This window comes from Geomonas diazotrophica, from assembly GCF_019063885.1.
GTDB classification, from domain to species: Bacteria; Desulfobacterota; Desulfuromonadia; order Geobacterales; family Geobacteraceae; genus Geomonas; species Geomonas diazotrophica.
This window is the reverse complement of the sequence record NZ_CP077684.1, coordinates 4,258,937-4,283,993: the sequence shown is the minus strand read 5'-3', so window position 1 is coordinate 4,283,993 and position 25,057 is coordinate 4,258,937. Positions and strand designations below refer to the sequence as shown.

Sequence of the window (25,057 nt, the reverse complement as noted above, 5' to 3'; positions counted from 1 at the left end):
CTCAGGCTGCTCCGCCGACCAGTCCGATCGGATCCACGATTAATGCCACCCTGCCGTCTCCCATGATGGTCGAACCGCCGATCCCCGGGAGGTTGGACAGGAACTTGCCCAGCGACTTGATGGCAACCTCCTGTTGCCCCAACAGCCTGGTCACGATCAGGCCGATCCTCTTTTCCGCGACCCCGACGATGACGACGTAGCAGGTGTCCCGGTCGGTGTAGACCTCGTGGCAGCCGAAGGTCCGCTGCAGCCTCAAGAGAGGGAGCACCGAGTCCCTCAGCTTCAGCACCTCCTGCCCCCCGATCATGTGGAACTCCTTCTTGCTGACGCGCATGGTCTCGATGACCGAGGCGAGCGGGATCGAGTAGACCTCCTTCTCGACCTCGACCAGCAGGGACTGGATGATGGCCAGGGTGAGCGGGAGTTTCAGGATGAACTCGCTGCCGTGCCCCAACTCGTTCTTGATCTCGATGATGCCGTTGAGCTTCCTGATGTTGGTGCGCACCACGTCCATGCCGACGCCGCGCCCGGAGAGGTCGGTGGTCTGCTCCTTGGTGGAGAAGCCGGGGAGGAAGATCAGGTCGAGGATCTCGCGGGTCCCCATGGCGGCGACCTGGTCGTCGGTGACCAGCCCCTTGTCCAGCGCCTTCCTGGCGATCCTGTCCGGGTCGATGCCGCGGCCGTCGTCCTTGATGCTGATCACGATCTGGTTCCCCTCGTGGGCAGCTGAGAGGACCACGGTGCCGGTGCGGTCCTTGCCGGCGGCAAGGCGCTGCTCCGGGGTCTCCAGGCCGTGGTCCAGGGCGTTCCTGATCAGGTGGATCAAGGGATCCCCGATCTCGTCGACCACCGAGCGGTCCAGTTCGGTTTCCTCGCCGTAGATGACCAGGTCGACTTCCTTGCCCAGGTCGCGCGCCAGGTTCCTGACGATGCGCGGGAACTTCTTGAACACCTTCTCCACGGGGAGCATGCGCATCTTGAGGACCTGCATCTGCAGTTCCGATGTGACGAAGTTGAGCCGCTTGGAGAGCTTGCCGAAGTCGTCGCCGAACTCGGCGGGGTTCAGGCCGGTCTGGTAGTCGCTGTGCAGCTGGATCATGCGGTTTCGCTCCAGCACCAGCTCCCCCACCTGGTTCATCAGGTCGTCCAGGCGCTTAACGTCCACCCTGACCGTCGAGTTGTCCGCGAGGTCCTCGCCCCCTTTGGCAGGGGCCTTCTGCGGCTCCTTGACCGGCTGGGGCTTGGGCTGCGGCGCCGGTGCCACCTGCTTGGGGGCGGACTCGGCCTTGGGCTCCGCCTTCGCGGGCTGCGGCTCGGCCGGTGCAGCCTCGCCGGCCTGCTGGGACGCAGCGGGCTCGGTCGGCGCGGCCGTGGGTGCCGCCTCCTTCTCCTCCTTGGGGGCGAAGACGGGGGCGAGCACGGTCGCTTCCACCGCGTTCTCGGAGAGGTAGGGGATCAGTTTGGCTATGGTCCCCTCCAGGTCCCTCTCGATGATGTCGCCCCCCTTGATATCGGCCACCAGGGTCTTCACGAGGTCGACCGCCTCAAGGATCACGTCCATGATCTCCGGGGTGAGCGTCAGTTCCACCTTCCTCAGGCGGTTCAGGACGTCCTCGGTCTTGTGCGTGACCTTGACGAGCATGTCGAAGCCCAGGAAGCTCGAGGCCCCCTTAACCGTGTGGATGGACCGGAAGATCCGGTTCATGAGGTCGGCGTCTTCCGGGCTCTTCTCCAGGGAGATCAGGTCGTCGTCAAGTTTTTCCAGGAGCTCGGTGGTCTCGGCTAGAAAGCCGTCCAGTAGTTCCTGATCTTCGCAGTCTATGGCCATTTTGTGCTCCGGAAAGGGGGACCGTTTCCCCCTGTTGGTGCCTTACGCTACGTTGCTGAACAGCCTTCTTTCGTCGGCGGAGAACATCTTCTCCAGGTCGAGCAGGACCAGGAGCCGCTCGGCCTGGTTGATGACGCCGGCCATGCATTCCTGCTCGATGCCGCTGGAGACCACCGGGGGAGGAGGCTGGATCTCCTTCTCGGAGATGCGGATCACCTCGGAAACCTCGTCGACGATGAACCCCATCAGTTCGCCCACCACCTCCATCACCATGATGCGGGTGCGCTTGTCGTACTCGGTGTCCATCAGGTCGAACTTCTTGCGCAGGTTGATGATGGGGATGACCTTGCCGCGCAGGTTGATCACCCCCTCCACGTAATGGGGGGTGTTGGGGACCCGGGTGATGTTGAGCATCCGAATGATCTCGCGCACCATCAGGACGTTGATGCCGTACTCTTCCTTCTCCAGGTTGAAGCTCACCAGCTGGATCAGCTCTCCCCCGTACTCTTCGCTCTTTACCTTGGTGAGTGCGGTCTCCATGGACCCTCCCTCTGCGGTGAAATCAGGCGGGGCGCGGGGCGCCCGCCCTATTGTCCCCTAATCGGCGGGGCGGGACAAAGGTTGAATATTTTTTTCCTCTAAGGCGATTTGGGGGCCAACTCCGTGAAGCTACGGCCAGGGCGGCTTGAGGGGTTTCATCCCGCTCCGGGCAAAAAATTGACATGGTTGATATTCAACCGAAGTCATTTAATTGACATTGCCGAAATAACTCGCTATAGTTTCGAACGTTGACCGTTTTTGTATCGGCTTGATTCGCAGCAACTTTAACCGAAATCGGGGAAACGATGGAAACGCCGAAAATACTGATAGCAGACGACGACAAGAAAACTCGGGACTTCGTGGCCGCCTTCCTGAGCTACAAGGGGTACCAGGTCTACCAAGCCTTCGACGGGCAGGACGCCCTTCAGAAGATCGAGATGCACGACGTGCAGATGGTCATCACCGATATCATGATGCCACGGGTGAACGGTCTGGAGTTCATCCGGCAGCTTAAATCGCTCCGCCCGGAAATAGTCACCATAGCCTACAGCGCCTTCGCCAACAACGAGATGACGGCAAATCTCCTCAAGGCGGGGGCGTTCTTTTATCTGGAAAAGCCTTTCAACCTCGAGGAGTTGGAAACCCACGTGAAGCGCGGTCTCGAGCACCAGGCGCTGCAGAGCAAGAGCTTCCGGTCCAAGCCTTGCATAAAGAACAGGGCGCTTTTGAACAACATCATCGGAGAAAGCGAGAAGATGCTCTCGCTTTTCGAGATGATCGAGAAGGTGGCCACCTCCGACTCCACCGTGCTGATCCAGGGGGAGTCGGGGACCGGCAAGGAACTGGTGGCGCGTGCCATCCACGACCTCTCCAACCGCTCCGACAAGAACTTCGTGGCGCTCAACTGCGCGGCGATCCCTGACGAGCTCCTGGAGAGCGAGCTGTTCGGCCACGTCAAAGGATCCTTCACCGGCGCCGTCGCCTCCCGCGTCGGCCGCTTCGAGCTGGCGGACAAGGGGACCCTGTTCCTGGACGAGATCGGGGACATGAAGGCGAACCTGCAGGTGAAACTGCTGCGCGTGCTGCAGAGCAGGGAGCTGGAGCCGGTCGGCTCGACCCGTTCCAAGAAGGTCGACGTCAGGATCATCGCGGCCACCAACCAGAACCTGGACCAGATGGTGGCTTCCAAGGAGTTCCGCGAGGACCTGTACTACCGGCTCTCCGTGATCCCGATCATGCTCCCCCCCCTGCGCGAGCGCGGCGCGGACATCCCGCTGCTTTTGAACAGCTTCCTGGAGAAGTTCAACCGGAGCAAGCAGCGCAAGGTTCAGGGTTTTGACAAGCAGGTGATGGAGATCCTCGGGAGCTACGACTGGCCCGGCAACGTGCGCGAGCTGGAGAACCTGGTGGAGCGCCTGGTGATCATCAAAGGGAACGGCGTGATCAACATTCACGACCTTCCCGAAAAGTACCGCGGCGGCCGCAGCACCCCGGTGGTGCACGGCGAGCACCTGATCAACCTTCCCGATGACGGCTTCTGCCTGAACAGCGCCGTCGAGGAGTTCGAGAACCGGCTGATCATGCAGGCCCTGGAGAAGAGCGGCGGCAACAAGAAAGAGGCCGCCGAGCTCTTGAACCTGAAGCGGACCACGCTCATCGAGAAGTTGAAGAAGAAGAAACTGGTTTACGGGGAGACTACGCTTTCCCCGTGAGAGGGGAGTTTATGTCGATCAATCCGATAACCACGGCGCCGGCGGGCGTCGAAGGGGGCAAGAAGGCGGCCCCCGCCGCCGGTCCACCGGCAGTACCCTTCCAGGAAATGCTGGACAAAAGTGGCACCTCCGCAGTGACGCCGCAGGCCGCGGCCGAGGCGCTGCGGCTCAAGATGCTCAGTTCCGCCCTCGCCATAGGCGGGGACGCTGCCGCGTCGCCCCCCTCCGCCGGTAGCGCCAACGTCCAGGGGCTTTTGAACCGGTTCCTGGAGCAGCTCCCCTCCGGAGGCAGCGCCGTTGCCGAGAGCCGCGAGGCTGCGGCCGACCAGGGGCCCGAAGGGGCCTTCCAGGCACAGCAGGCGCATTTTCAGGCCGGCGAGCTCCCCTCCGTCGCGGGACTTTCCGCCGACGGCGGCACCGATGCCATCATCCAGCGGGCCAGCCAGCGCTACGGCGTTGACAGCGGCCTGATCCGGGCCGTGATCAAGGCCGAGAGCAATTTCGACCCCCGTGCGGTAAGTTCCGCGGGGGCCCAGGGGCTGATGCAGCTGATGCCGGCCACCGCGCGCGGGCTCGGTGTCACCGACTCCTTCGACCCCGAGCAGAACATCATGGCCGGCACCAGGTTTTTGAAGGACATGCTGCGGCGCTACAACGGCAACGTCGACGAGGCCCTGGCCGCCTACAACTGGGGTCCCGGCAACGTCGACCGTCACGGGACCGAGACCTTGCCCCGCGAGACCAGGAGCTACCTGGCCAAGGTCAAAGGGTACTACGCCCAGTACCTGGCGTAGAGGCAGGTTGAGGTCGAGGTTAAGGTTGAGCAACACCCAAAGCAAAAGCCTCCGCACCAAAAGGTGCGGAGGCTTTTTATATTGTGGTTCCTCCCGGTTGCCGTCCACTGCGCCCACCAGGTCCGCTTCTTCCCATCGGGGCCACCAGGAGGTCCCTCCCTCGGCCGTTGCACTTGCCGAGCGCTCCCTCGGCCGCCCAATGGACTGCGCCCTTCCGGCGCCTTACCCTGCTACTCCCTCACGTAGATGTTCTGGTCCGAGCTGTGCACCATGGTCATGACCCGCATGTACTCGTCCTCGATCATGTCGTAGTGCCCCTGGGTCTCTCTGATTACCGTCTCGAACACGCGGCGCACCATCGGGTCCACCACGTCCTTCACCAGTATGGTGTAGAAGTCGATACAGGCCTTCTCCTCCTTCAGCGCGATCTCCAGCGCCTTCTGCTCGTGGCTCTCGGCCGCGATCGCCTGCTCCAGCGCGAGATGGGTGGCCGACTGCCTGTCCGGCGGAGAGGCGATGTAGCTGTCGATGTCCCCGAGGTCGCCGCCGCGGTAGTGGTCGAAGAAGGCGCGCAGGTGCCCGGCCTCCTCGTTGGCCAGCAGGTCGAACACCTTCTTCGATCTCTCATCCTTGCTCACGGACCCCGCCCGATGGTAGAAGTCCATGCTCTCCTTCTCGGTCTTGATGGCCAGCTTCAACGCTTCCTGCAGTGTGTATTCCTTGAACATGGCTGCACCTCCGTAACGGTTCAATGGGAATTGCCTGGCAAGAGTATATCGAAGCCGACGAGGAGGTCAAATGACTGAAATCGCAATGAAAACAGTCTAATGCGCTGGGCGGGGTCCCGGGAAGGGGGCGAGTTTGAAGAGCCGGATGGCGTTCTCGGAGGTGCGGCGGGCGAGCTCGTCGAAGGGGATGCCCCTGATGTCGGCGACGCGTCGTGCCGTCGTGACGAGCCGTGCCGGAACGTTGACGGTCCCCCGGTGTGGCTCCGGCGCCAGGTCGGGCGCATCGGTCTCCAGCAGCAGCCGCTCCAGCGGCACCGCCGCGGCGACCTCGACCGGGCGGCGGGCGTTGGCGTAGGTGACCGTCCCGGAGAGGGATATGTGCAGTCCGAGCTTCAGGCAGCCCCGGGCCGTCTCGACACTCCCTGAAAAGGAGTGCATCACGCCGCCGATGCAACTGCCGACTCCCAGCTCGCGGAGGATGGCGATCAGGTCCTCGAACGCCCTGCGGCAATGGAGCAGTACCGGCAGTTCCGCCTCGATCGCGACTTGCAGCTGCGCTACCAGGGCCTGCCGCTGCAGCTGCCGGGAAGGGGAGGGGAGCAGGTAGTCGAGCCCGATCTCGCCAATGGCGCGGGCCGAATCGGCGTACCCTCTCAGCGTCGTCAGGATGGCGGGGGTGACGAGGTCGGCGTGCATGGGGTGGATGCCGTAGGCGGGGAGGATGCGGGGGTGGTTTGCCGAGAGGGTCCGGATTCCCGGCCACCCTGAGGGGTGCACGCCGGGTACCAGGAAGGAGGCGACGCCGGCCGCCTCGGCCTCCGGGATGAGCGTGCCCAGGCGGGGCAAGAGCTGCGGGTCATCCAGGTGACAGTGGCTGTCAAAAAGCATGGGCTAGTTGTTTACGCCCGGGTGGTCCTTGAGTTCCTTGATGATCTCCACCTGGCGCTGGAAGATGTACTGGGAAATGCTCAGTTCCGCCGCGCGCGACGGCTCGATCTCGAAGACCAGCCGGAAGGAGTCTCCGAGGCTGATTACTTTCAATAGTGACGCCGCGACCGTGATGGATCCGGAGGGGAGGGCTATGCAGAGCTCACCCTTCTGGCTGATCGGCAGGTCCGGGTTGCGCGCCACGTTGATGGACATCCCGGTGAGCGACATGTCGTGCAGGCGGCCGTGCACCGCGTCCAGTTCCGGGGCGGCGAAGGAGGCATCGATGGCGGACCCGAGCTGGACCCGCACGGACATGCGACGATCGGCACGCACCAGGGCGTAGCCGAGGTTCGACAGCACCACCCGCGATTTCTCGACGTTTACGTAGGTCACCGCCGCCGCGACGTCCCTGCGAAAGTGGCTGCTCTTCAAGACCGTCAGCTTTTCGTGGGCGATGACAACGGCCTGTATCTGGTTCACCTGCAGTTCAGCGTCGTGGTCCTCCACGGTGAGCACCTCGGCGCCGTAGCTGACCGGAACCTCGCGGTAGAAATTGAGCAGCCTCAGGTCGTTTTTCAGCCGCCCGTCTTGTATCGCAGTCAGCGTCGCGATGATCTCGGTCTGGTCCTGTGCTTCGCCGGCCACTTGAAGCCGCTGATAGATGTCGTTCATGGACGGTCCACCGGAAAAAAATTATTGCCCTTTAGGGGGTTGCTGTGCAATTATGACACGTTATCGTGGTCCGGCGAAGATACCCTCTTCGCCTTTCTTTTGTCCAGAGAATTTTAACGGGAGTTCCAGTTGATGCGGTACAACGAGCTAGAAATAGGGAAGCGGCGCACCTTCGCCATCATCAGCCACCCGGACGCCGGTAAGACGACCATAACCGAGAAGCTGCTGCTCTTTGGCGGTGCCATCCAGCAGGCGGGAGAGGTCAGGGCCAGGAAGTCGGCACGCCATGCCACCAGCGACTGGATGGAGATGGAGAAACAGCGCGGCATTTCCGTCACCTCCTCCGTCATGAAGTTCACCTACCGTGACTTCGAGATCAACCTGCTGGACACCCCCGGTCATAATGACTTTTCGGAAGATACCTACAGAACCTTAACTGCAGTTGACTCGGTCCTGATGGTCATCGATTCGGTGAAGGGTGTCGAGAGCCAGACCAAGAAGCTCCTGGAGGTCTGCCGGCTGCGCCACACGCCGATCATGACCTTCATCAACAAGCTGGACCGCGAGGGACGCGAGCCGCTGGACCTCTTGGACGACATCGAGAGCACCCTCAATATCCAGTGCGCCCCCATGACCTGGCCGATCGGGATGGGGAAACGCTTCCGCGGCACCTACCATCTCTACACCAAGGAAATCACCTTCTACGATCCCGAGGCGGATCGCGGCGTGGGAGAGGTGATCACCGTCAAAGGTCTGGACGATCCCCTGCTGGACGAGCTCCTGGGGAGCCAGGTGGAGGAGCTGCGCAACGACGTGGAACTGCTGGAAGGGGCTGCCCACCCCTTCGACGCCGAGGCCTACCTCGCCGGGAAGCAGACGCCGGTCTTCTTCGGTTCCGCCATCAACACCTTCGGCGTGCAGCAGCTGCTGGACTCCTTCGTGGAGAACGCGCCCGCGCCGCTGCCGCGCGACACCACCAGCCGTACCGTGTCCCCCTACGAGGAGCCCTTCACCGGCTTCACCTTCAAGATCCAGGCGAACATGGACCCGGCGCACCGCGACCGCATCGCCTTTTTCCGGATCTGCTCGGGCAAGTTCGTGCGCGGCATGAAGGTGAAGCACCTGAGGCTTGGGCGCGAGGTGCAGATCGCCAACGCCACCATCTTCATGGCCCAGGACCGCACCAACGTGGACGAGGCCTATGCCGGGGACATCATCGGCATCCATAACCACGGCACCATCAAGATCGGCGACACCTTCACCCAGGGCGAGGACCTGAAGTATACCGGCATCCCCAACTTCGCGCCGGAACATTTCCGGAAGGTGCGCATCCTCAACCCGCTCAAGTCGAAATCGCTGGAGAAGGGTCTGGTGCAACTCGCCGAGGAGGGGACCACCCAGGTGTTCCGCCCGCTGATGGGGGCGGACTGGATCGTCGGGGCGGTCGGCATGCTGCAGTTCGACGTGGTCATGCACCGCCTGGAGCACGAGTACGGTGTCAAGGCCGTCTACGAGCCCGTTTCCTACGTCACGGCCCGCTGGGTCACCGGCGACCGGAAGAGGCTGGACGAGTTCCAGAAGAAGGAGGCGATGAGCCTCTACCTGGACGGCGAAGGGAACCTGGCCTACCTTGCCGGGAGCCAGTGGCGCCTGGAAAACACCATGGAGAACTGGAAGGACCTCTCCTTCCACGCCACCCGCGAGCACAGCTAAGGCAGGCCGTCGAGTCGCGCCCACCGGTCTCACCGGTCCGGTCAGCGTAACGAGTCCGATCAGCCCGATTTGAGAGAAAACCCCGCCATGAACAGTGCACCCGAATCGACCGTAGCCGTCCCGGCAAACAAGAGCGCCGCGGGCGCCCTGCTGGTCCTCGCCGCCGCCACCCTTTGGGGCTCCTCCGGCACAGCCCAGGCCCTGGCTCCCGGCGGTGTCAGCCCCTGGAGCGTCGGTGCCTTTCGACTCCTGGTGGGTGGGGCGGCCCTCATGGTGCTTGCCTTACTGAAAGGCGGCCTTGGCAAAGGACGCTGGCCCTTCTGGGGCACCCTGGCGGCCGGCGGTTTCGTAGCCATCTATCAGTTGACCTTCTTCACCGCGGTGCACAGGACCGGCGTTGCCGTCGGCACCCTGGTCGCCATCGGCAGCTCTCCCGTCATCGCCGGGATTCTTGGATTCATAGTCCGCGGTGAGCGCCCGGGACGTGCCTGGGGAATCGCCACCGTGCTCGCCCTCGCCGGCTGCAGCCTGTTGGTGACCGGTGGCGGTGACATCGCCATCGATGTCGTCGGCATACTGTTGGCCCTTGGCGCAGGCACCTCCTATGCCTGTTACACCATGGCTATCAAAGTGCTCCTGCCCGGGAGGAGCTCCGAAGCGGTCATGGCGGTCGTCTTTTGTCTGGGTGCTTTCCTGCTCCTGCCGGTGCTTTTCGTGACCGATGTCACCTGGGTGGCCACGGTGCGGGGAGGCATGGTGGTCCTGTACCTCGGCGTCGTGATTACCGCGCTGTCGTACTGGCTCTTCGCCATGGGGCTGCGCAGCGTTCCGGTCGCCTCGGCGGTCACCCTTTCGCTGGCCGAGCCGCTGGTCGCCGCCCTGTTGGGGATCCTGTTCCTGGGCGAGCGCCTGACCCCGACCGCTCTCGCCGGCATCCCCCTCCTCTTCGCCGGTCTCGCAGTCCTCGCCTACTCCATGTCCGGAAAACGGGCAGTATAAATAAGTAAAGGGGCGCCGTCACCGGCGCCCCTTCGTTTGTTGATCCCGTCTCTGGCGATGCCATGATCCAGCAGGGCCTGTAGGGGCGAATAATCATTCGCCCGTCCTTTACCCGTTTCGTCCGTCCGGCTCCCTTTCTACTCGCTGAACCCCAGGAAATCCAAAAGCCTCTCCCACGAAGCGTTCACCACCTGCCCTTCGGCGATCCCCGCCTCGGCGGCAAGCTGCAGCGCCTGGTCGAACACCCCGACCCCCTGGCAGATGTGCGCGTCGCTCCCGATCATGACCCGCGCCCCGATCCTGGCGCACAGGCGGGCGATCTCGGCGCAGTTCTCGCCGCTCCCCTTGCGGCTCACCGCGGCTAGCGAGGAGTTGTTCAACTCAAGCGCGGTGTCGGTCGCCAAGGCCCCCATGACCACCTCCTCGTAGTGGAGCGGGAAGATGGGGTTTCCGGGATGCGAGATGCATTTGACCAGCGGGTTTTCCATTACGGCGAGCAGCGTCTTCGTGTTGCGGTCGCGGTCCTGGCCGCAGATGCCGCAGTCCTCGTGGAAGCCTGCCATGACGTAATCGAGGCTTTCCAGGACGTCCTGCTCCAGGTCGAGCCTTCCCGTGTGGTCGAGGATGTTGGCCTCGACGCCGCGGAAGATCCTGACCCCGGCGATGGTGGGGGGGACGAAGCGCATGGCGCAGAAGTGGTAGCGGTGGGGGCCGCCCGGGAGTCCGGGTCCGTGGTCGGTGATCCCGAGCCCCCGCAACCCGGCTTGGGCGGCGGCGTTGGCCAGTTCGTTGATGGTGGAGTAGGCGTGTCCCGAGGCGAGGGTGTGAGTGTGCATGTCGGCAATGATTTTCATAGCCTGGACTATTTCATAGCGGAAAGTAAATGTCAAGGCGCGCCCCGTCGCCCCCTCTCTCTCGCCCTTGCCCTCCGGAGCGTCTCTTCTCCCATCCCTCTCTCCCTCACCCCTGCCCCACTCCCGGAGCGGCTTCCCATCCCCTCTCCCTCACCCCTGCCCCACTCCCGGAGCGGCTTCCCATCCCCTCTCCCTCCGGGAGAGGGGGGCCGCAGGCCGGGTGAGGGATTTAGGCAGCCTCGCCCCATCCCGGAGTGGAGAGGGGCAGGACGGGATGTTGACGGGCGTGCATCGACGTCTTTTACGTGCCCTCTGTGGGTTGTCGCGAACCCTGTGGTCGTGCTTTCCCGTTTCGGCGAGACGGAACAAAAAAAGGGCGCACCTTGCTGAGCGCCCTTTTCGCGTTTCTTGAAGAAACTGATTACTTCGCGACAGCCTTGATAGCGCTCATCGCAACTTCTTTGTACGGGTTAGCGAAGAGGATGATGAGGCAGACGACGAGGGCGTAGATAGCCAGGGACTCGATCATGGCCAGACCGATCATCATGGTGGTCAGGATCTTGCCGGAAGCGCCCGGGTTACGGGAAACGCCTTCAACTGCGCTTTTGACTGCGAGACCCTGGCCGATGCCGGTGCCGAGGGTGCCGAGAGCCATGCCGATGCCTGCTGCGAGTACACACATAGTAAAGAATTCCATTTGTTTCTCCTTTGCTGCGTATTTTTCCTAAATAATATAGGAATGAAAAATCAGATTAAGATTAAGACCAAGATTGAGAAGCGGACGAAGACTGAGCTTTTACTTAATCTCAATCTTTGTCTTTATCTGTCTCTTAGTGCGCGTGCTCCAGCGAGCCCTGGATGTAGATCATGGCCAGGAGCATGAACACGAAGGCCTGGATGAAGGAAACCAGCACGCCCATCAGCATCATCGGCAGCGGCACCATGAAGGGGGCCAGGCCGAAGAAGATGATCAGGACCAACTCGTGGCCGTTCATGTTGCCGAAGAGACGCAGGGTCAGCGAGATCACGCGGCTCAGGTGGCCGATGACCTCGATGAAGAACATCATCGGGGCCAGCCAGGCGATGGGACCCAGGAAGTGCTTGATGTAGCCGGCGCCATGCTCCTTCACGCCCACGATGTGGGTGGTGATGAAGACGACGACCGCGCAGGCCGCGGTGGTGTTGATGTTCGCGGTCGGCGGGAAGAAGCCGGGGACCAGGCCGATCAGGTTGGACACCAGGATGAACAGCGCCAGGGTGGCTACCAGCGGGAAGAACGGACGGCCGTGCTCGCCCATGGTCTCCACCAGCATGTTCTCGATGCCGCCCACGATGACTTCCATGAAGTTCTGCGCGCCGGACGGTACGGCCTGCAGCCTCTTGGTGGCCACGATGGAAAACAGCACCAGGCCGATCATGATCAGCCAGGTATAGACGACGGCGTCAGCGCTGGCCTCGGAAAAGCCGAGGGGGTGCAGCAACTCACGGAAAAACTGAAGAAACAAAAAGGGATGAACCATTGCAGCTAGCCTCCTTTACGGGTGGACAGATATATCGAAAAAGCGATTATGTTGAGAACGAGGACCGAAAGCCCGATCACAAGGCCGAAGATGTCGGCCTTGAAGACTACGATCAACAGGTACAAAAACGCAGCCATGATGGCCAGTCGCAGGACGTAGCGCACGATGGCATAGCGTGAAGCGTTGCGCGGCTGCAGCCGAAGCGCCGCCTCCAGCCCGCTGCGGATCCAGAAGAAGTTGGCCAGCGCCAGCATCCCTCCGACGAAAAGCGACCCTCCGAACCTTGGGGAAACCAGCAAGGCCCCTGCGGCGCCCAGGATCCCGCTCAAAAGCAGGCTGCCGCGCACCAGCCAGGAGAAGATGTTACTCTCGTTGATCCTTGTCTCCGCCATCGCGCAGTTCTTTTCCCGCTAGTATGAAGATGTTGCGGAAACCTGCCGCAATGCCGAAGAAGAGAAAGATGAAGAAAAACCAGGGGTCGGTCCCCAACCACTGGTCCAGTTTCAACCCCACGAACACGCCGATGGCGATGGCCACTGCGAACGAGATCCCCATGGTGGAGATCATGCCCAGGGTTCTGAGCAGGTTCTTCTTTTCCTCATCCATAACTGTCTGTCCTCTTTCCCGTATACAAATCACGGGTAGAAAACCAAGGCTAAATAGCACGTACCCGGTACTAATGTCAATTAATTTCCAAGACACGCTTCAACTAAAATAACGATTTATCACGGCATCCCGTCCGGCCTGCTCGCTCTGCCATGGCCACTTCTGCCATTGTAACAGTACGCCGGTGCCGCTGCCAACTCTCCACGACAGCGGTTTGGCAGGATGCCGCCGACACACTTTTCTGCCCGGCACTGCAGAAGTTCGTTGCGTCATCAGCCTGCGTTAAGTAGAATGTGCCAATTTTATTGATCCATCTGGAAGACGTTCCTAACCGCGAATTGCAAAAGAGCTCAAGGAGGTAACCGATGTCGGCAAAGCTTGGCGAGATGTTGCTCAAGGTGGGGGCGCTTTCCAAGACTCAACTGGACCAGGTGCTGCAGGCCCAGGTGATCTACGGCGGAAGGCTCGGCACGAACCTGGTGGAAATGGGACTGGTCTCGGAGGATGAGCTGGCCCACGTGCTGAGCGAGCAGATGGGCGCACCCTGCGTGGAACCGGCCGAGCTGAGCTCCGTTCCGGACCAGGTGCTTCGTCTCGTTCCGATTGAGCTGATACGGCGCTACCGGGTAATCCCGATCGCCGTCGAGGGGAAGCGGCTCTCCCTCGCCATGGCGAATCCCCACGACTTCAAGGCACTGGAGGAGATCGGGTTCGTCACCGGAATGGTGATCAAGCCAAGGATCTGTCCGGAGCTCAGGCTGAACGTCGCCCTCGAGAGGTTCTACCGCATCACCCGCCCGACTCGTTTCATCAAGGTCGAGGGGGGGCTTAGGACCAGTTTCGAAGCCGGCTCGCGCCCACCCGCCCCGACGATGGCCCCCCTTGACAACCGCTGGGACACCGCGCCGGTCGGCGAGCCTGTCTTCTCCGACCAGTTGAGCGTCAGGGAGCTGGCCGAAATGATGGCCGCCGCTGCCAGCGAGAAGGAGGTGGTCCAGGCCCTGGTCTCCTACATCTCCGGCGAATTCGACCGCGGCGGTTTCCTGCGTCTGAAGTCCGGAAAGGCGACCGGCGTACAGGCCGTAGCCGACGGTCTCCCGGTGGAGAGCTTCGCCGGGTTCGAGGTGGAGGTCGGCAACATGGCCCACCTGCAGCGCATGACGGAAGAAAAGGGGGTGGTGCTGTGCGAGTTCGCCGTAGGTGACGCGGAGGGGGCCCTGGTGCGCGCCATGGGAGGCAAGCTCCCCGCTTCGGCACTGCTGCTCCCCGTGTCGCTCGGCGGTCACGTGGTCGGCGTCATCTGCGCCAGCGACGGCAAGGGACGGCTTGGCGGCGGCGCCTTCGAGTTGCAGCGGGTGGGCGTCATGGCGGAACTGAGCCTGGAAATGCTTTCCCTGCGCCGGAAGATAAAGAGCGCGTAGCCCCACCGTTCCCCCTGCAGGCACCCCTGCAACCCGTGCGGCCCTTCGTCGGGCGGGCCGGATACGCAACCGGATAAGGCGTCACCCCGCAGGGTGGCGCCTTTTTTTTGCGGCCGGCCGCGGGGCTCCCGGCTGTGGCCGGCGCCGTTGCCGCTCTCTTAGTGTCCCGTTTCTCCTTTTCCATCCCCCTCCTGAAGAATGCCCTCCCTGTTGCGACGCCGGCGCGACCCGATAAACTCTGAGAGTTTACTAATTTTGACCCCGCAACGTTCGGATGCTGATCCTGGCTCCCCCGGCAGGAGCCGACGGACGAGGAGGTGTCACATGGCGGCACGACTCGGCGAGATGTTGTTGAAGCTAGGCGCGTTGAACGCGTCCCAGTTGGAACAGGTCCTGCGCGCCCAGGCGATCTACGGCGGCAGGCTCGGGACCAACCTGGTGGAGATGGGGCTGGTGGAAGAGGACCAGCTTGCGCGGGTCTTGAGCGAGCAGCTCGGCGTTCCGTGCCTGGACCACGACCTGCTCCGGGAGATCCCTCAAAGCCTGCTGGGGTTGCTGCCGCTGGAGTTGGTGACGCGCTACCGGGTGCTGCCGGTCTCACTGGACGGCAAACGGCTGGTCATCGCCATGGCCGACCCCTCCGATTTCAAGGCGATCGACGAGATCGGGTTCATCACGGGGCTGGTGATCATCCCGCGTGTCTGCTCCGAGCTGCGCCTGAGCATCGCCCTGGAGCGCTGGTACGGCGTTAAGCGCCCGATGCGCTACATTCCCGTACTGGGAGGGGTTCGCTCCAGGTTTGCCCCCCCGGATCAGCAGCCTGCGGTGCTGGAAACCCCGTGGGGAGGCGGGGGGGAGGAGCCTTGTCCCCCGGAGCGGGTCTCCCTTCCCGAGTTGGCTGACCGGCTGGCGGCGGCACCGTCCGAGCCGGAAGCGGTCCAGGCGCTGCTCGCCTATGTCGCCGGAGAGTTCGACCGGGGCGCCCTGGTCAGGCTGAAGCACGGGAAGCTGGTCGGCGTCCGTGCGGTGGCAGCGGGAGAGGAGGTGGCGGGGTTCAGCGGCCTCGCGTTCCCCATGGAGGAGGGGTCCCGATTGTCGCGGGTGGTCGAGGAGCGGCGCCTGTACCTGGGGGAAGTCGCCTCCGAAGCGGAGGGGAGGCTGCTGCGGGCCATGGGAGGGGAGCTCCCGGCGCCTGCGCTCCTAGTGCCGTTGACGATCGGGGGGGAGGTCGCGGCTGTCGTCTGCGCGCAGGACAGGCATGGACGCCTGGGGGGAGGGGTCTTCGAACTGCAGCGCGCCGCCGTGATGGCGGAACTGAGCCTGGAGATGATCGCCCTGCGCAAGAGGCTCATCTCCGGTTAAAGTGGAAGCCCCCTGAGCCGGATTTCCACGAACCATGAAAAAAGGCGCCCGCGATTGCCGCGGGCGCCTTTTTTTGTCTGCGCGAAGCTGTGTTCGGTCAGGCTACAGGGCCTTGAAGCACTTGGCCGCGGCGGCGATGGTCTTCTCCAGGTCCTTCTCGGTGTGGGCCGCCCCGACGAAGGCGGTCTCGAACTGCGAGCAGGCCAGGTAGACCCCCTCCTCGAGCATGCCGCGGAAGTAGGTGGCGAAAGCCTTGGTGTCGCACTTGGCGGCGCTGTCCCAGTTGTACACCGGCTCCTTGGAGAAGAAGCCGCAGAACATGGAGCCGACGCGGGTGGAGTAGAGGGGGAAGCCGGCGTCCTTGGCGGCCTTGGCGATCCCGTCGGCCACGAACTTGCTCTTCTCCTCCAGCTTCTCGTAGAAACCGGGCTCCTGCAGAAGTTTCAGGGTCTCGATGCCGGCGGTCATGGCCAGCGGGTTGCCGGAGAGGGTCCCCGCCTGGTAGACGCCGCCTGCCGGGGAGAGCTGCGACATGATTTCCTTCTTGCCGCCGAAGGCGCCCACCGGCAGGCCGCCGCCGATGATCTTGCCCAGGGTGGTGAGGTCCGGGGTGATCCCGAAGCGCTCCTGCGCCCCGCCGTAGGCGACCCTGAAGCCGGACATGACCTCGTCGAAGATCAGCACGATCCCTTCCTCGGTGCAGATTTCCCTCAGCCCCTCGAGGAAACCTTCCTGCGGCGGAACGGTGCCCATGTTGCCGGCGACCGGCTCGACGATGACGCAGGCGATGGTCCCCTTGTTGGCGGCCACGAGCGCGCGCACCGAGTCGAGGTCGTTGTAGGTGGCGGTCAGGGTGTGCTTGGCGACGTCAGCCGGGACCCCCGGGGAGTCGGGCACGCCGAAGGTGGCCAGGCCCGAGCCCGCCTTCACCAGCAGGGAATCGGAGTGGCCGTGGTAGCAGCCGGAGAACTTGAGGATGTTGTCGCGACCGGTGTAGCCGCGGGAGAGCCTGATGGCGCTCATGGTCGCCTCGGTCCCGGAGCTCACCATGCGCACCATCTCGATGGAGGGAACCGCCTTGATCACCATCTCGGCGAGGGTGATCTCGAGCTCGGTCGGGGCGCCGAAGGAGGCGCCGCTCTCGACGGCCTTCTTGATCGCCTCGACCACCTTCGGGTGGCAGTGCCCAACGATCATCGGCCCCCAGGAACCCACGTAGTCGATGTAACCGTTGCCGTCCTCGTCGAAGATCATGGGGCCGGCAGCGCTCTTTATGAACAGCGGATCGGAGCCGACCGAGCGGAAGGCACGCACGGGGGAGTTGACCCCGCCGGGGATGGATTTGAGCGCCTGCTGAAAGAGTTGCGAGGAACGGCTGTTTTGCATGACTGGGTTCTCCTAACTGGCTGGAAATTATTAACTATCGGGGTCTCTGGTAGCATAGCCGCGGATAATCTGTCAAGGATTAAAAGATTTTCTCGTATACGGCCGGAGGGGGTGGAAGAGGCGCCGGCGGGGGAGAGGCCTAAGGGTGTAATACAATTTGAGAAAAAGTATACGTGGTTCTGTAAACGGTTGGGAGATAATTGGATAATTTCTGCTTGACAAAGATGGTGAAATGAAATAATTTTCGGTCGCAATGTTGTATACAGTATACTTTTTCGAAGGCGCAGCGCTTGCTAACGTCGGAAGCAGCGGGGCTTGATGGTCGAGAAGCGTGCAGTATACGGCATTTCCGCGTGCTTGAAAACAATTTTAACAACAACCTGGTAGTACGGGAGGATAAGGGATGCTTGGTGCATATCTGCCAATCTTGGTGCTGGTCGTCATAGCGTGCTTGTTCGGTCTGGGCTCGGTGGTCTTCTCATCGCTCATCGGCCAGAAGAAGCCGTCTCAGGTAAAGCTTGCACCGTACGAGTGCGGTTGCGAGCCGGTGGGTAGCGCACGCGAGCGCTTCTCGATCAAGTTCTACCTGATCGCGATGCTCTTCATCCTGTTCGATATCGAAGCCGTCTTCATGTACCCCTGGGCGGTTCTCTTCAAGCGTCTGGGCATGTTCGGCCTGGTCGAGATGGGTCTCTTCATCGTCATACTCTTCGTAGGTTACATCTACGTTTGGAAAAAAGGAGCACTGGAATGGGAGTAAATCAGCCGCTGGGCGACAACATCATCACGACTTCCCTGGACAGCCTGGTTAACTGGGCTCGGAAGTCCTCCATCTGGCCGATGACCTTTGGTCTTGCCTGCTGCGCGATCGAGATGATGGCGACCGGTGCGGCCAAGCACGACCTGGACCGTTTCGGTATCATCTTCCGCGCCTCCCCGCGCCAGTCCGACTGCATCATCATCGCCGGCACGGTGACCAAGAAGATGCTCCCGGTCATCAAGACCGTGTACGAGCAGATGCCGGAACCGAAGTGGGTGGTCGCCATGGGCGCCTGCGCCTGCTCGGGCGGGATCTTCGACACCTACTCCGTCGTGCAGGGCATCGACGAGGCCCTCCCGGTCGACGTCTACATCCCGGGGTGCCCGCCGCGTCCTGAGGCCCTGCTCTACGGCCTCATGAAGCTCCAGGACAAGATCGCCAACGAGAAGAACTCCTTCGGTTCTTCCATAGGCTTGGGCGAAAGACTCGAACCCGCCGCTTAATCTACAACGACCAAAGGGAAAGGTAAGGCTGACATGGCAGAAAATAATCGCGCTGTAGTGAAGCTGAAGGAGCGTTTCGCGGATGCCCTGCTCGAATACAAGGAGCATCGCGGCGAGGTGACGGTGACCGTGAAGAAGGAGAGCATCCTCGAGGTGTTGAAGTGCCTCAGGGACGACCTGCGCTACAACTTCTTGTCCGACGTCACCGCCGTCGACTATCTGGGTCAGGAGCCGCGTTTCATGGTGGTCTACCACCTCCTCTCCATCCCCAACAAGGACCGGGTCAGGGTGAAGGCGCCGGTGACCGAGGCGGACTGCTCCATCGACTCCGCCACCGCCCTCTGGAACTCCGCCAACTGGCTGGAGCGCGAGGCGTACGACCTGTTCGGCATCGACTTCAAGAACCACCCGAACCTGGTGCGCATCTTGATGACCGACGACTGGGTCGGGCACCCGCTCCGGAAGGACTACCCGCTCCAGGGACCCGACCGCGAGCCGTACAAGGGGCGTCTGTCGTAAGACGGAACCAGTTCGAAACCAGGGACGATTTCCATTTCCAAAAAATAGAGGCGATCAATGGCTAGTGAAATAATGACTTTGAACATGGGGCCCCAGCACCCCAGTACCCACGGCGTTCTCAGGCTCGTAGTAGAGCTGGACGGCGAGGTGATTCAGAAGATCACCCCTCACATCGGTTACCTGCACCGGGGCATCGAGAAGCTCTCCGAGCACCGCACCTACCACCAGACCCTGCCCCTCACGGACCGCATGGACTACCTGGCCCCGATGCACAACAACCTGGGCTACGTGCTGGCCGTCGAGAAGCTCCTGGGACTCGACGTCCCCGAGCGCGCCAAGCTGGTGCGCGTGATCATGGCCGAGCTCACCCGTCTTAAGAGCCACCTGGTCTGGATCGCCTGCCACGCCCTCGACATCGGCGCCATGACCGTGTTCCTCTACGCCTTCCGCGAGCGCGAGCTGGTGATGGACCTCTACGAGATGGTCTCCGGCGCCAGGATGACCTCCAACTACTTCCGCGTGGGCGGCCTCTCCCGTGACCTCCCGGCCGGCTTCGAGCAGAAGGTCCAGGAGATCGTGGACACCTTCCCGGGTCACTTCGACACCTACGAGGGTCTCCTCACCAAGAACACCATCTGGCTGCAGAGGACCATCGGCAACGGCGTCATCTCCGCCGAGGACGCCATCGACTTCGGCATCTCCGGCCCGGCCCTCAGGGGCTCCGGCGTCGACTTCGACCTCAGACGCGACCTCCCTTACTCCGGCTACGAGGACTTCGAGTTCAAGGTACCGGTCGGCGAGAACTGCGACACCTTCGACCGCTACAAGGTCCGTCTGGTCGAGATGCGCGAGTCGGTGAAGATCATCGACCAGGCCCTGAAGCGGCTCAAGCCCGGACCGATCCTGGCCGACGCGCCGCAGGTCTGCTACCCGCCGAAGGATAGCGTGTACAACTCCATCGAGGGTCTCATCCATCACTTCAAGATCGCTTCCGAGGGCTTCCCCGTCCCCGAGGGCGAGGTTTACATGGCAGTCGAGAACCCGAAAGGGGAGCTCGGCTACTACATCGTGTCGGACGGCGGCAACATGCCGTACCGCATGAGGGTCCGCCCGCCGTCATTCGTGAACCTGGGTGCCATCGAGAAGATGGCCAAGGGCTCCATGCTGGCCGACCTGGTTGCCGTCATCGGAACGCTAGACATCGTACTTGGCGAAATTGACCGTTAGTTTTAATCAACAAGTAAAGGAGATGGGGTAAATGTCTAACGCTCCAGCCGAAGAAATTCCGGCCGAAGAAATCGATCTGACCGAGGCCAACGAAGTCATCGACAAGTACCTGACACTGCCGGGCAACCTTATGCCGGTCCTGCAGGGTATCCAGGAAGCCTACGGGTACGTACCGAAACCGACCATCGACCTGGTGGCCGAGAGGCTGAACGTCTACCCGAGCCAGATTTACGGCGTCCTCACCTTCTACGCCCAGTTCCATCTGAAGCCGCGCGGCCGCTACATCATCAGGGTCTGCGTCGGTACCGCCTGCCACGTGCAGGGGGCGGAGCGCATCACCGAAACCTTCTTCGGGCGTCTCGGCATCGGGCACGCGGAGACCACGGAGGACCTGCGCTACACCTTCGAGAAGGTGGCCTGCCTGGGCGCCTGCGGCATGGCGCCGCTGGCCATGGTGAACGACGATACCTTCGGCAAGATGACCGTCCAGAAGGTGGACGAGATCATTGAAACCTACAACGCACGGCCGATGAAGTAGCCGGGAACAACGTCAATTTCTCTGCAGGGGACCTTTTGTCATGAGCGATAACGCAGGAATCAAAATACTTATCTGTCAGGGTACCGGCGGCATCTCTGCCGGCGCCAAGCAGGTCGAGGCCGAGTTCACCAGGCTGATAGCGGAGAAGGGGATCGTGGCCCAGGTCGGCAAGCGCTGCGACGTGGTCAAGACCGGCTGCCGCGGCCTGTGCGCGAACGACGTTCTCGTCGACGTCATCACCCCCGAACTGGGCAGGGTCACCTACGACTTCGTCGTGCCCGAGGACGTCGCTGCCATCCTCGACCAGCACATCGTTGCCAATGAAGTCATCGAGAAGAAGAAGGCGAAAGCCTACTACAACACCTTCGTCGACCAGCAGATGCGCGTGGTCATGACCGGCTGCGGCCAGATCGACCCCGAGCGCATCGACGCCTTCCTCGAAGAGGACGGCTTCAAGGCGATCGAGAAGTGCGTCAAAACCATGAAGCCGGCCGAGGTCATCGACGAGGTGAAGAAATCCGGTCTCCGTGGCCGTGGGGGCGGCGGCTTCCCGACCGGCATGAAGTGGAGCTTCTGCGCCGCTTCCCCGGGGAACCACAAGTACCTCATCTGCAACGCCGACGAGGGCGACCCGGGCGCGTTCATGGACCGCTCCATTCTCGAAGGCGACCCGTACTGCGTCATCGAGGGCATGATGATCGCGGCCTACGCCATCGGCTGCGACGCAGGCTACGTCTACGTCCGCGCCGAGTACCCGCTCGCCATCGACCGTCTCCAGAAGGCGCTCGACACCTGCTACGAGAAGGGGTACCTGGGCAAGAACATCCAGGGTTGGGGCTTCGACTTCGACATGAGGATCAAGAAGGGCGCCGGCGCGTTCGTCTGCGGCGAGGAAACCGCCCTCATGGCCTCCATCGAGGGCGAGCGCGGCATGCCGCGTCCCCGTCCGCCGTTCCCGGCGGTCAAGGGCCTCTGGGGCTTCCCGACCAACATCAACAACGTCGAGACCTTCGCCAACGTACGCCACATCATCAACAAGGGCTCCGAGTGGTACGCAAGCCTCGGTACCGACACCACCAAGGGGACCAAGATCTTCGCGGTCACCGGTAAGGTGAAGCACACCGGCCTCGTCGAGGTACCGGCCGGTATGTCCGTGCGCGACGTTATCTACTCGGTCTGCGGCGGCATCGCCAACAACCGCAAGTTCAAGGCGGTTCAGGCAGGCGGCCCCTCCGGCGGCTGCATCCCGGCCGAGGTGCTCGACACCCCGGTCGACTACGACTCGCTGATCAAGGCGGGCGCCATGATGGGTTCCGGCGGTCTGGTCGTCATGGACGAGACCACCTGCATGGTCGACGTGGCCCGCTTCTTCCTGACCTTCACCAAGATGGAGTCCTGCGGCAAGTGCGTTCCCTGCCGTATCGGCCTGAAGGCGATGCTCGACATCCTCGAGCGCATCACCGAGGGTCGCGGCGAGATGGCCGACATCGACACCCTCCTCGAGATGGGCGCCACCATCAAGAAGGCGTCCCTGTGCGGCCTGGGGCAGACGGCTCCGAACCCGATCCTCTCCACCGTGAAGTACTTCCGTCACGAGTACGAGGCGCACATCCAGGACAAGCGCTGCCCCTCCAACTCCTGCAAGGAACTGCTCCTGTGGCAGGTGGTCCCCGAGAAGTGCGTCAAGTGCGGCGCATGCCTGAGGGCCTGCCCGTCCAACGCGATCAAGTGGGAGAAGGGCGAGGTGGCCGAGCTGATCAAGGAAAACTGCACCAAGTGCAAGTCCTGCTACGACGCCTGCCGCTTCATGGCCATTGAGTAACAGAGACCGTTCTAAGTTCTACGTTCTATGTTCTAGGTTAAAACCCTAGGCCGTGAACGTAGAACGTAGAACATAGAACGTAGAACTAGTTTTATGACTCCGGGGAGACAGAGGTCGAGATGGTAAATCTTACGATAGACGGAAAACAGGTTGCGGTAGAAAAGGACGCCACCATTTACGACGCCGCCAAGGCTTGTGGCATCAAGATACCGATCCTTTGCCATGACAAGAAACTGCACCCGTTCGGCGGCTGCCGCATGTGCCTGGTCGAGGTCGAGCAGATGAAGGGCCGCCTCATCCCGGCCTGCACCACCCCGGTAACCGAGGGGATGATCGTGCAGACCACCACCGACGAGATCGTCAAGGCCAGGAAGCTGGTGCTGGAGCTCTTGCTCCTCAAGCACCCGATCGACTGCCCGGTCTGCGATGCCGCCGGCGACTGCGACCTGCAGAACCTCACCTACGAGTACAAGGTGAACATGAACCGTTTCGTGGACGAGAAGTTCAACCACGAGATCGACTACGAGAACCCGCTCATCGAGCGCGACATGAACCGCTGCATCCACTGCGGCAAGTGCGCGAGGATCTGCGACGAGATCGTTTCCTACGGTGCCTACACCTTCATCAACCGCGGTATCGAGGCGAAGATGGGTACCGAGTTCGACGGCCCCTTGAACTGCGAGTTCTGCGGCTCCTGCGTCTCGGTCTGCCCGGTCGGCGCGCTGAACTCCCGCCCGTTCAAATTCAAGGCCCGCTGGTGGGCGCTGCAGAAGACCAAGAGCGTATGCTCCTACTGCGGCACCGGCTGCCAGCTGACCCTGGGGTCCAAGGACGGCAAGGTCCTCACCACCATCTACGACGAGAACCAGGGCTTCCACAACGGCCAGCTCTGCACCCGCGGCCGCTTCGGCTACCAGTTCGTCAACTCCGAGAAGCGCCTGACCGCACCGCTTGTTCGCAAGAACGGCAAGCTCCAGGAAGCTACCTGGGAAGAGGCGCTCGCCGAGGTGACCTCCAGGCTCTCCGCCGGCAAGAGCGACCCCGCTTCCGTCGCCGCACTCGCCACCGCGCGCCTGACCAACGAAGAGCTCTTCCTGTTCGAGAAACTCTTCCGCGGCACCGTCGGCACCGACAACATCGACCACTCGGCGGGCTACGCCCACGAGGCGCTCACCAAGGGGGCCCTGGCTTCCTTCGGCGTGGCCGCCTCCCCGGCCGAGATCGCCGACATCCAGAAGTCCAGCCAGCTCCTCGTCGTGAAGAGCGACGCCTACGAGACCCACCCGGTCATCGGCTTCGAGATCAACCTCGGGGTGAAGAGAAAGGGCGTCGCCCTCCGGATCGTCTCCGACAAGAAAGGTAAACTGACCCGCCTGCCGGGCGCGAAGACCACCGTCCACGCGCCGGGGAGCGAAGTCGCCCTCTTCAACGCCCTCTGCAAGTCGGTCATCGACCAGGGTCTCGCCGCAGAAGGCGTCGCAGGGCTCGACGCACTGAAGGCGGCCGTCGCCGACGCTTCCGCCGAGAAGGCAGGGGTCACCGCAGAGGAGATCGCCGCCATCGCCAAGGAGTTCGCCTCCGCAGAGAAGGGGCTCATCATCCTCCCCATCGGCCTGGGCTACCCCGGCCACAACGCGGCGCTTGCCAACGCGGCAGCGAACCTCGCCATCCTCACCGGCCAGGTCGGCAAGGAAGGCGCGGGGCTCCTCATCATGGGCGAGAAGAACAACAGCCAGGGCGCCGTCGACATGGGGATCTACCCGAAAGCGACCGGCCTCAACGCCCAGGCGATCATCGACGGCTGCACGAGCGGCAACATCAAGACCCTGTTCGTCGCCGGCGAGAACCCGGTTGTTTCCTACCCGAACCGCAAGAAGGTGGAGAAGGCCCTGGAGAACGTCGAGTTCATGGTGGTCTCCGACCTCTTCCTCACCGAGACCGCGGCACTTGCCGACGTGGTGCTCCCGGCCTGCTCCTTCGCCGAGAAGAGCGGCACCTTCACGAGCCTTGGCCGCAGGGTCCAGAACGTGAGGAAGGCGATTCCGGCCATCGGCCTCGCCAAGAGCGACTTCGAGATCCTGAATGCACTCTCCCAGTCCCTGGGCGGCGCACGCTACAACAACCAGGGCGAGGTCTTCACCGAGATCGCCGCCACCGTCCCGGCCTACAAGGGTCTCACCCAGGCGGGGCTCAAGGACGAGGGTGCGGTCTACCCGGTCGCGGTTGCCGCCAACCTGGTGCCGGCCGCAGCCAAGTCCGCCGCACCGGCCGCCGGCAAGCTGGCCCTGGTTACCGGCAGCGCGCTTTACCACTGCGGCACCATGAGCCGCTTCGGTGAAGGCCCCATGTACGTCTGCCCGGATGCCTACGCCGAACTGAACGTAGCCGACGCGGCTGCCCTGAAGATCGTCGAAGGGGACCAGGTGACCGTCACCTCCGGAACCGGCGCGGTGCTGGTTGCCGCCAAGGTCGGCAAGAGGGTGCCCCAGGGCGTGGTCTTCTCCCCGTACCACTTCGGTGAGGGGAGCGTCAACACCATCACCGACGGTTCGGAAGTCACCTACGTCACCGTCGCGAAGAAATAACTGATCGCTAGAAAATCTATACAAGAGGGGAAGACTAT

The 25,057-nt window shown here is 62.5% G+C and carries 24 protein-coding genes; 13 read left to right on the top strand and 11 right to left on the bottom strand.

Going from position 1 to position 25,057, the window contains the following annotated elements:
* Nucleotide 1 precedes the first annotated feature (1 nt).
* Together KP003_RS18955 and KP003_RS18950 are read right to left on the bottom strand one after the other, a co-directional pair.
* The gene (locus tag KP003_RS18955) at nt 2-1,828 is read right to left on the bottom strand and encodes a chemotaxis protein CheA (protein ID WP_217300132.1); all 1,827 of its coding nucleotides are present in this window, start codon (nt 1,826-1,828) and stop codon (nt 2-4) included.
* A gap of 42 nt (nt 1,829-1,870) precedes the next feature.
* The gene (locus tag KP003_RS18950) at nt 1,871-2,368 is read right to left on the bottom strand and encodes a chemotaxis protein CheW (protein ID WP_216500177.1); all 498 of its coding nucleotides are present in this window, start codon (nt 2,366-2,368) and stop codon (nt 1,871-1,873) included.
* A 305-nt stretch (nt 2,369-2,673) separates the two neighbouring features.
* Here KP003_RS18950 and KP003_RS18945 point away from each other — a divergent pair, with 305 nt between their 5' ends.
* A complete protein-coding gene (locus KP003_RS18945) occupies nt 2,674-4,080 on the top strand; it encodes a sigma-54-dependent transcriptional regulator (RefSeq protein WP_216500178.1) in 1,407 nt (468 codons plus the stop codon).
* Between the two features lie 11 nt (nt 4,081-4,091).
* Nucleotides 4,092-4,874: a lytic transglycosylase domain-containing protein gene (locus tag KP003_RS18940; RefSeq protein ID WP_217300131.1), complete on the top strand. Its 783-nt coding sequence runs from the start codon at nt 4,092-4,094 to the stop codon at nt 4,872-4,874.
* A gap of 230 nt (nt 4,875-5,104) precedes the next feature.
* On the opposite strand, the gene KP003_RS18935 is transcribed toward KP003_RS18940, so the two are convergent.
* From KP003_RS18935 to KP003_RS18925, 3 genes are all read right to left on the bottom strand, one after another.
* Nucleotides 5,105-5,602, bottom strand: a complete 498-nt coding sequence (locus KP003_RS18935; RefSeq protein ID WP_216500180.1) for a ferritin-like domain-containing protein — start codon at nt 5,600-5,602, stop codon at nt 5,105-5,107.
* A 96-nt stretch (nt 5,603-5,698) separates the two neighbouring features.
* Complete coding sequence (locus KP003_RS18930) at nt 5,699-6,490, bottom strand: TatD family hydrolase (RefSeq protein ID WP_217300130.1); 792 nt, start codon at nt 6,488-6,490, stop codon at nt 5,699-5,701.
* 3 nt (nt 6,491-6,493) lie between these two features.
* Entirely contained in the window at nt 6,494-7,204 is a 711-nt protein-coding gene (locus tag KP003_RS18925) for a PilZ domain-containing protein (protein ID WP_217300129.1), read from the bottom strand.
* A gap of 132 nt (nt 7,205-7,336) precedes the next feature.
* Between KP003_RS18925 and KP003_RS18920 the strand changes: the two genes are divergently transcribed.
* Complete coding sequence (locus KP003_RS18920; RefSeq protein WP_437178056.1) at nt 7,337-8,917, top strand: peptide chain release factor 3; 1,581 nt, start codon at nt 7,337-7,339, stop codon at nt 8,915-8,917.
* Between the two features lie 87 nt (nt 8,918-9,004).
* Entirely contained in the window at nt 9,005-9,916 is a 912-nt protein-coding gene (locus tag KP003_RS18915; RefSeq protein WP_216789641.1) for an EamA family transporter, read from the top strand.
* A 137-nt stretch (nt 9,917-10,053) separates the two neighbouring features.
* Here KP003_RS18915 and KP003_RS18910 read toward each other — a convergent pair whose 3' ends face one another.
* The 5 genes from KP003_RS18910 to KP003_RS18890 all read right to left on the bottom strand — a co-directional run bounded on the left by KP003_RS18910 (nt 10,054) and on the right by KP003_RS18890 (nt 12,896).
* The gene (locus KP003_RS18910) at nt 10,054-10,770 is read right to left on the bottom strand and encodes a phosphatase (protein WP_216500185.1); all 717 of its coding nucleotides are present in this window, start codon (nt 10,768-10,770) and stop codon (nt 10,054-10,056) included.
* A 421-nt stretch (nt 10,771-11,191) separates the two neighbouring features.
* Complete coding sequence (gene atpE / locus KP003_RS18905; RefSeq protein WP_199391134.1) at nt 11,192-11,467, bottom strand: ATP synthase F0 subunit C; 276 nt, start codon at nt 11,465-11,467, stop codon at nt 11,192-11,194.
* A gap of 133 nt (nt 11,468-11,600) precedes the next feature.
* Complete coding sequence (atpB, locus tag KP003_RS18900) at nt 11,601-12,290, bottom strand: F0F1 ATP synthase subunit A (RefSeq protein ID WP_216500186.1); 690 nt, start codon at nt 12,288-12,290, stop codon at nt 11,601-11,603.
* A gap of 5 nt (nt 12,291-12,295) precedes the next feature.
* On the bottom strand, nt 12,296-12,682 hold the full coding sequence (locus tag KP003_RS18895; RefSeq protein ID WP_216500187.1) for an ATP synthase subunit I: 387 nt from the start codon (nt 12,680-12,682) through the stop codon (nt 12,296-12,298).
* The gene (locus KP003_RS18890; RefSeq protein WP_216500188.1) at nt 12,654-12,896 is read right to left on the bottom strand and encodes an AtpZ/AtpI family protein; all 243 of its coding nucleotides are present in this window, start codon (nt 12,894-12,896) and stop codon (nt 12,654-12,656) included. The genes KP003_RS18895 and KP003_RS18890 overlap by 29 nt, the downstream gene beginning before the upstream one ends.
* A 365-nt stretch (nt 12,897-13,261) precedes the next feature.
* Here KP003_RS18890 and KP003_RS18885 point away from each other — a divergent pair, with 365 nt between their 5' ends.
* A complete protein-coding gene (locus tag KP003_RS18885; RefSeq protein ID WP_216500189.1) occupies nt 13,262-14,317 on the top strand; it encodes a GspE/PulE/PilB domain-containing protein in 1,056 nt (351 codons plus the stop codon).
* A 324-nt stretch (nt 14,318-14,641) separates the two neighbouring features.
* Complete coding sequence (locus KP003_RS18880) at nt 14,642-15,679, top strand: GspE/PulE/PilB domain-containing protein (protein ID WP_216789639.1); 1,038 nt, start codon at nt 14,642-14,644, stop codon at nt 15,677-15,679.
* 102 nt (nt 15,680-15,781) lie between these two features.
* On the opposite strand, the gene hemL is transcribed toward KP003_RS18880, so the two are convergent.
* Complete coding sequence (gene hemL, locus KP003_RS18875; protein ID WP_216500191.1) at nt 15,782-17,065, bottom strand: glutamate-1-semialdehyde 2,1-aminomutase; 1,284 nt, start codon at nt 17,063-17,065, stop codon at nt 15,782-15,784.
* A 403-nt stretch (nt 17,066-17,468) separates the two neighbouring features.
* On the opposite strand from hemL, the gene KP003_RS18870 reads away from it, so the two are divergent.
* From KP003_RS18870 to KP003_RS18840, 7 genes are all read left to right on the top strand, one after another.
* Nucleotides 17,469-17,825: an NADH-quinone oxidoreductase subunit A gene (locus tag KP003_RS18870; RefSeq protein ID WP_216508830.1), complete on the top strand. Its 357-nt coding sequence runs from the start codon at nt 17,469-17,471 to the stop codon at nt 17,823-17,825.
* Nucleotides 17,816-18,328 carry an NADH-quinone oxidoreductase subunit B gene (locus KP003_RS18865; RefSeq protein WP_216500193.1) on the top strand — a complete coding sequence of 171 codons (513 nt, stop codon included), beginning with the start codon at nt 17,816-17,818 and terminating at the stop codon, nt 18,326-18,328. The genes KP003_RS18870 and KP003_RS18865 overlap by 10 nt, the downstream gene beginning before the upstream one ends.
* A 33-nt stretch (nt 18,329-18,361) precedes the next feature.
* The gene (locus KP003_RS18860; RefSeq protein WP_216500194.1) at nt 18,362-18,847 is read left to right on the top strand and encodes an NADH-quinone oxidoreductase subunit C; all 486 of its coding nucleotides are present in this window, start codon (nt 18,362-18,364) and stop codon (nt 18,845-18,847) included.
* Nucleotides 18,848-18,904: 57 nt separating this feature from the next.
* Entirely contained in the window at nt 18,905-20,074 is a 1,170-nt protein-coding gene (nuoD, locus tag KP003_RS18855) for an NADH dehydrogenase (quinone) subunit D (RefSeq protein WP_216789635.1), read from the top strand.
* A 31-nt stretch (nt 20,075-20,105) separates the two neighbouring features.
* Entirely contained in the window at nt 20,106-20,612 is a 507-nt protein-coding gene (gene nuoE, locus KP003_RS18850) for an NADH-quinone oxidoreductase subunit NuoE (protein WP_216500196.1), read from the top strand.
* Nucleotides 20,613-20,652: 40 nt separating this feature from the next.
* Nucleotides 20,653-22,434, top strand: a complete 1,782-nt coding sequence (nuoF, locus tag KP003_RS18845; RefSeq protein WP_216500197.1) for an NADH-quinone oxidoreductase subunit NuoF — start codon at nt 20,653-20,655, stop codon at nt 22,432-22,434.
* Nucleotides 22,435-22,553: 119 nt separating this feature from the next.
* Nucleotides 22,554-25,019: a molybdopterin-dependent oxidoreductase gene (locus tag KP003_RS18840; RefSeq protein WP_217300128.1), complete on the top strand. Its 2,466-nt coding sequence runs from the start codon at nt 22,554-22,556 to the stop codon at nt 25,017-25,019.
* Nucleotides 25,020-25,057 lie beyond the last annotated feature (38 nt).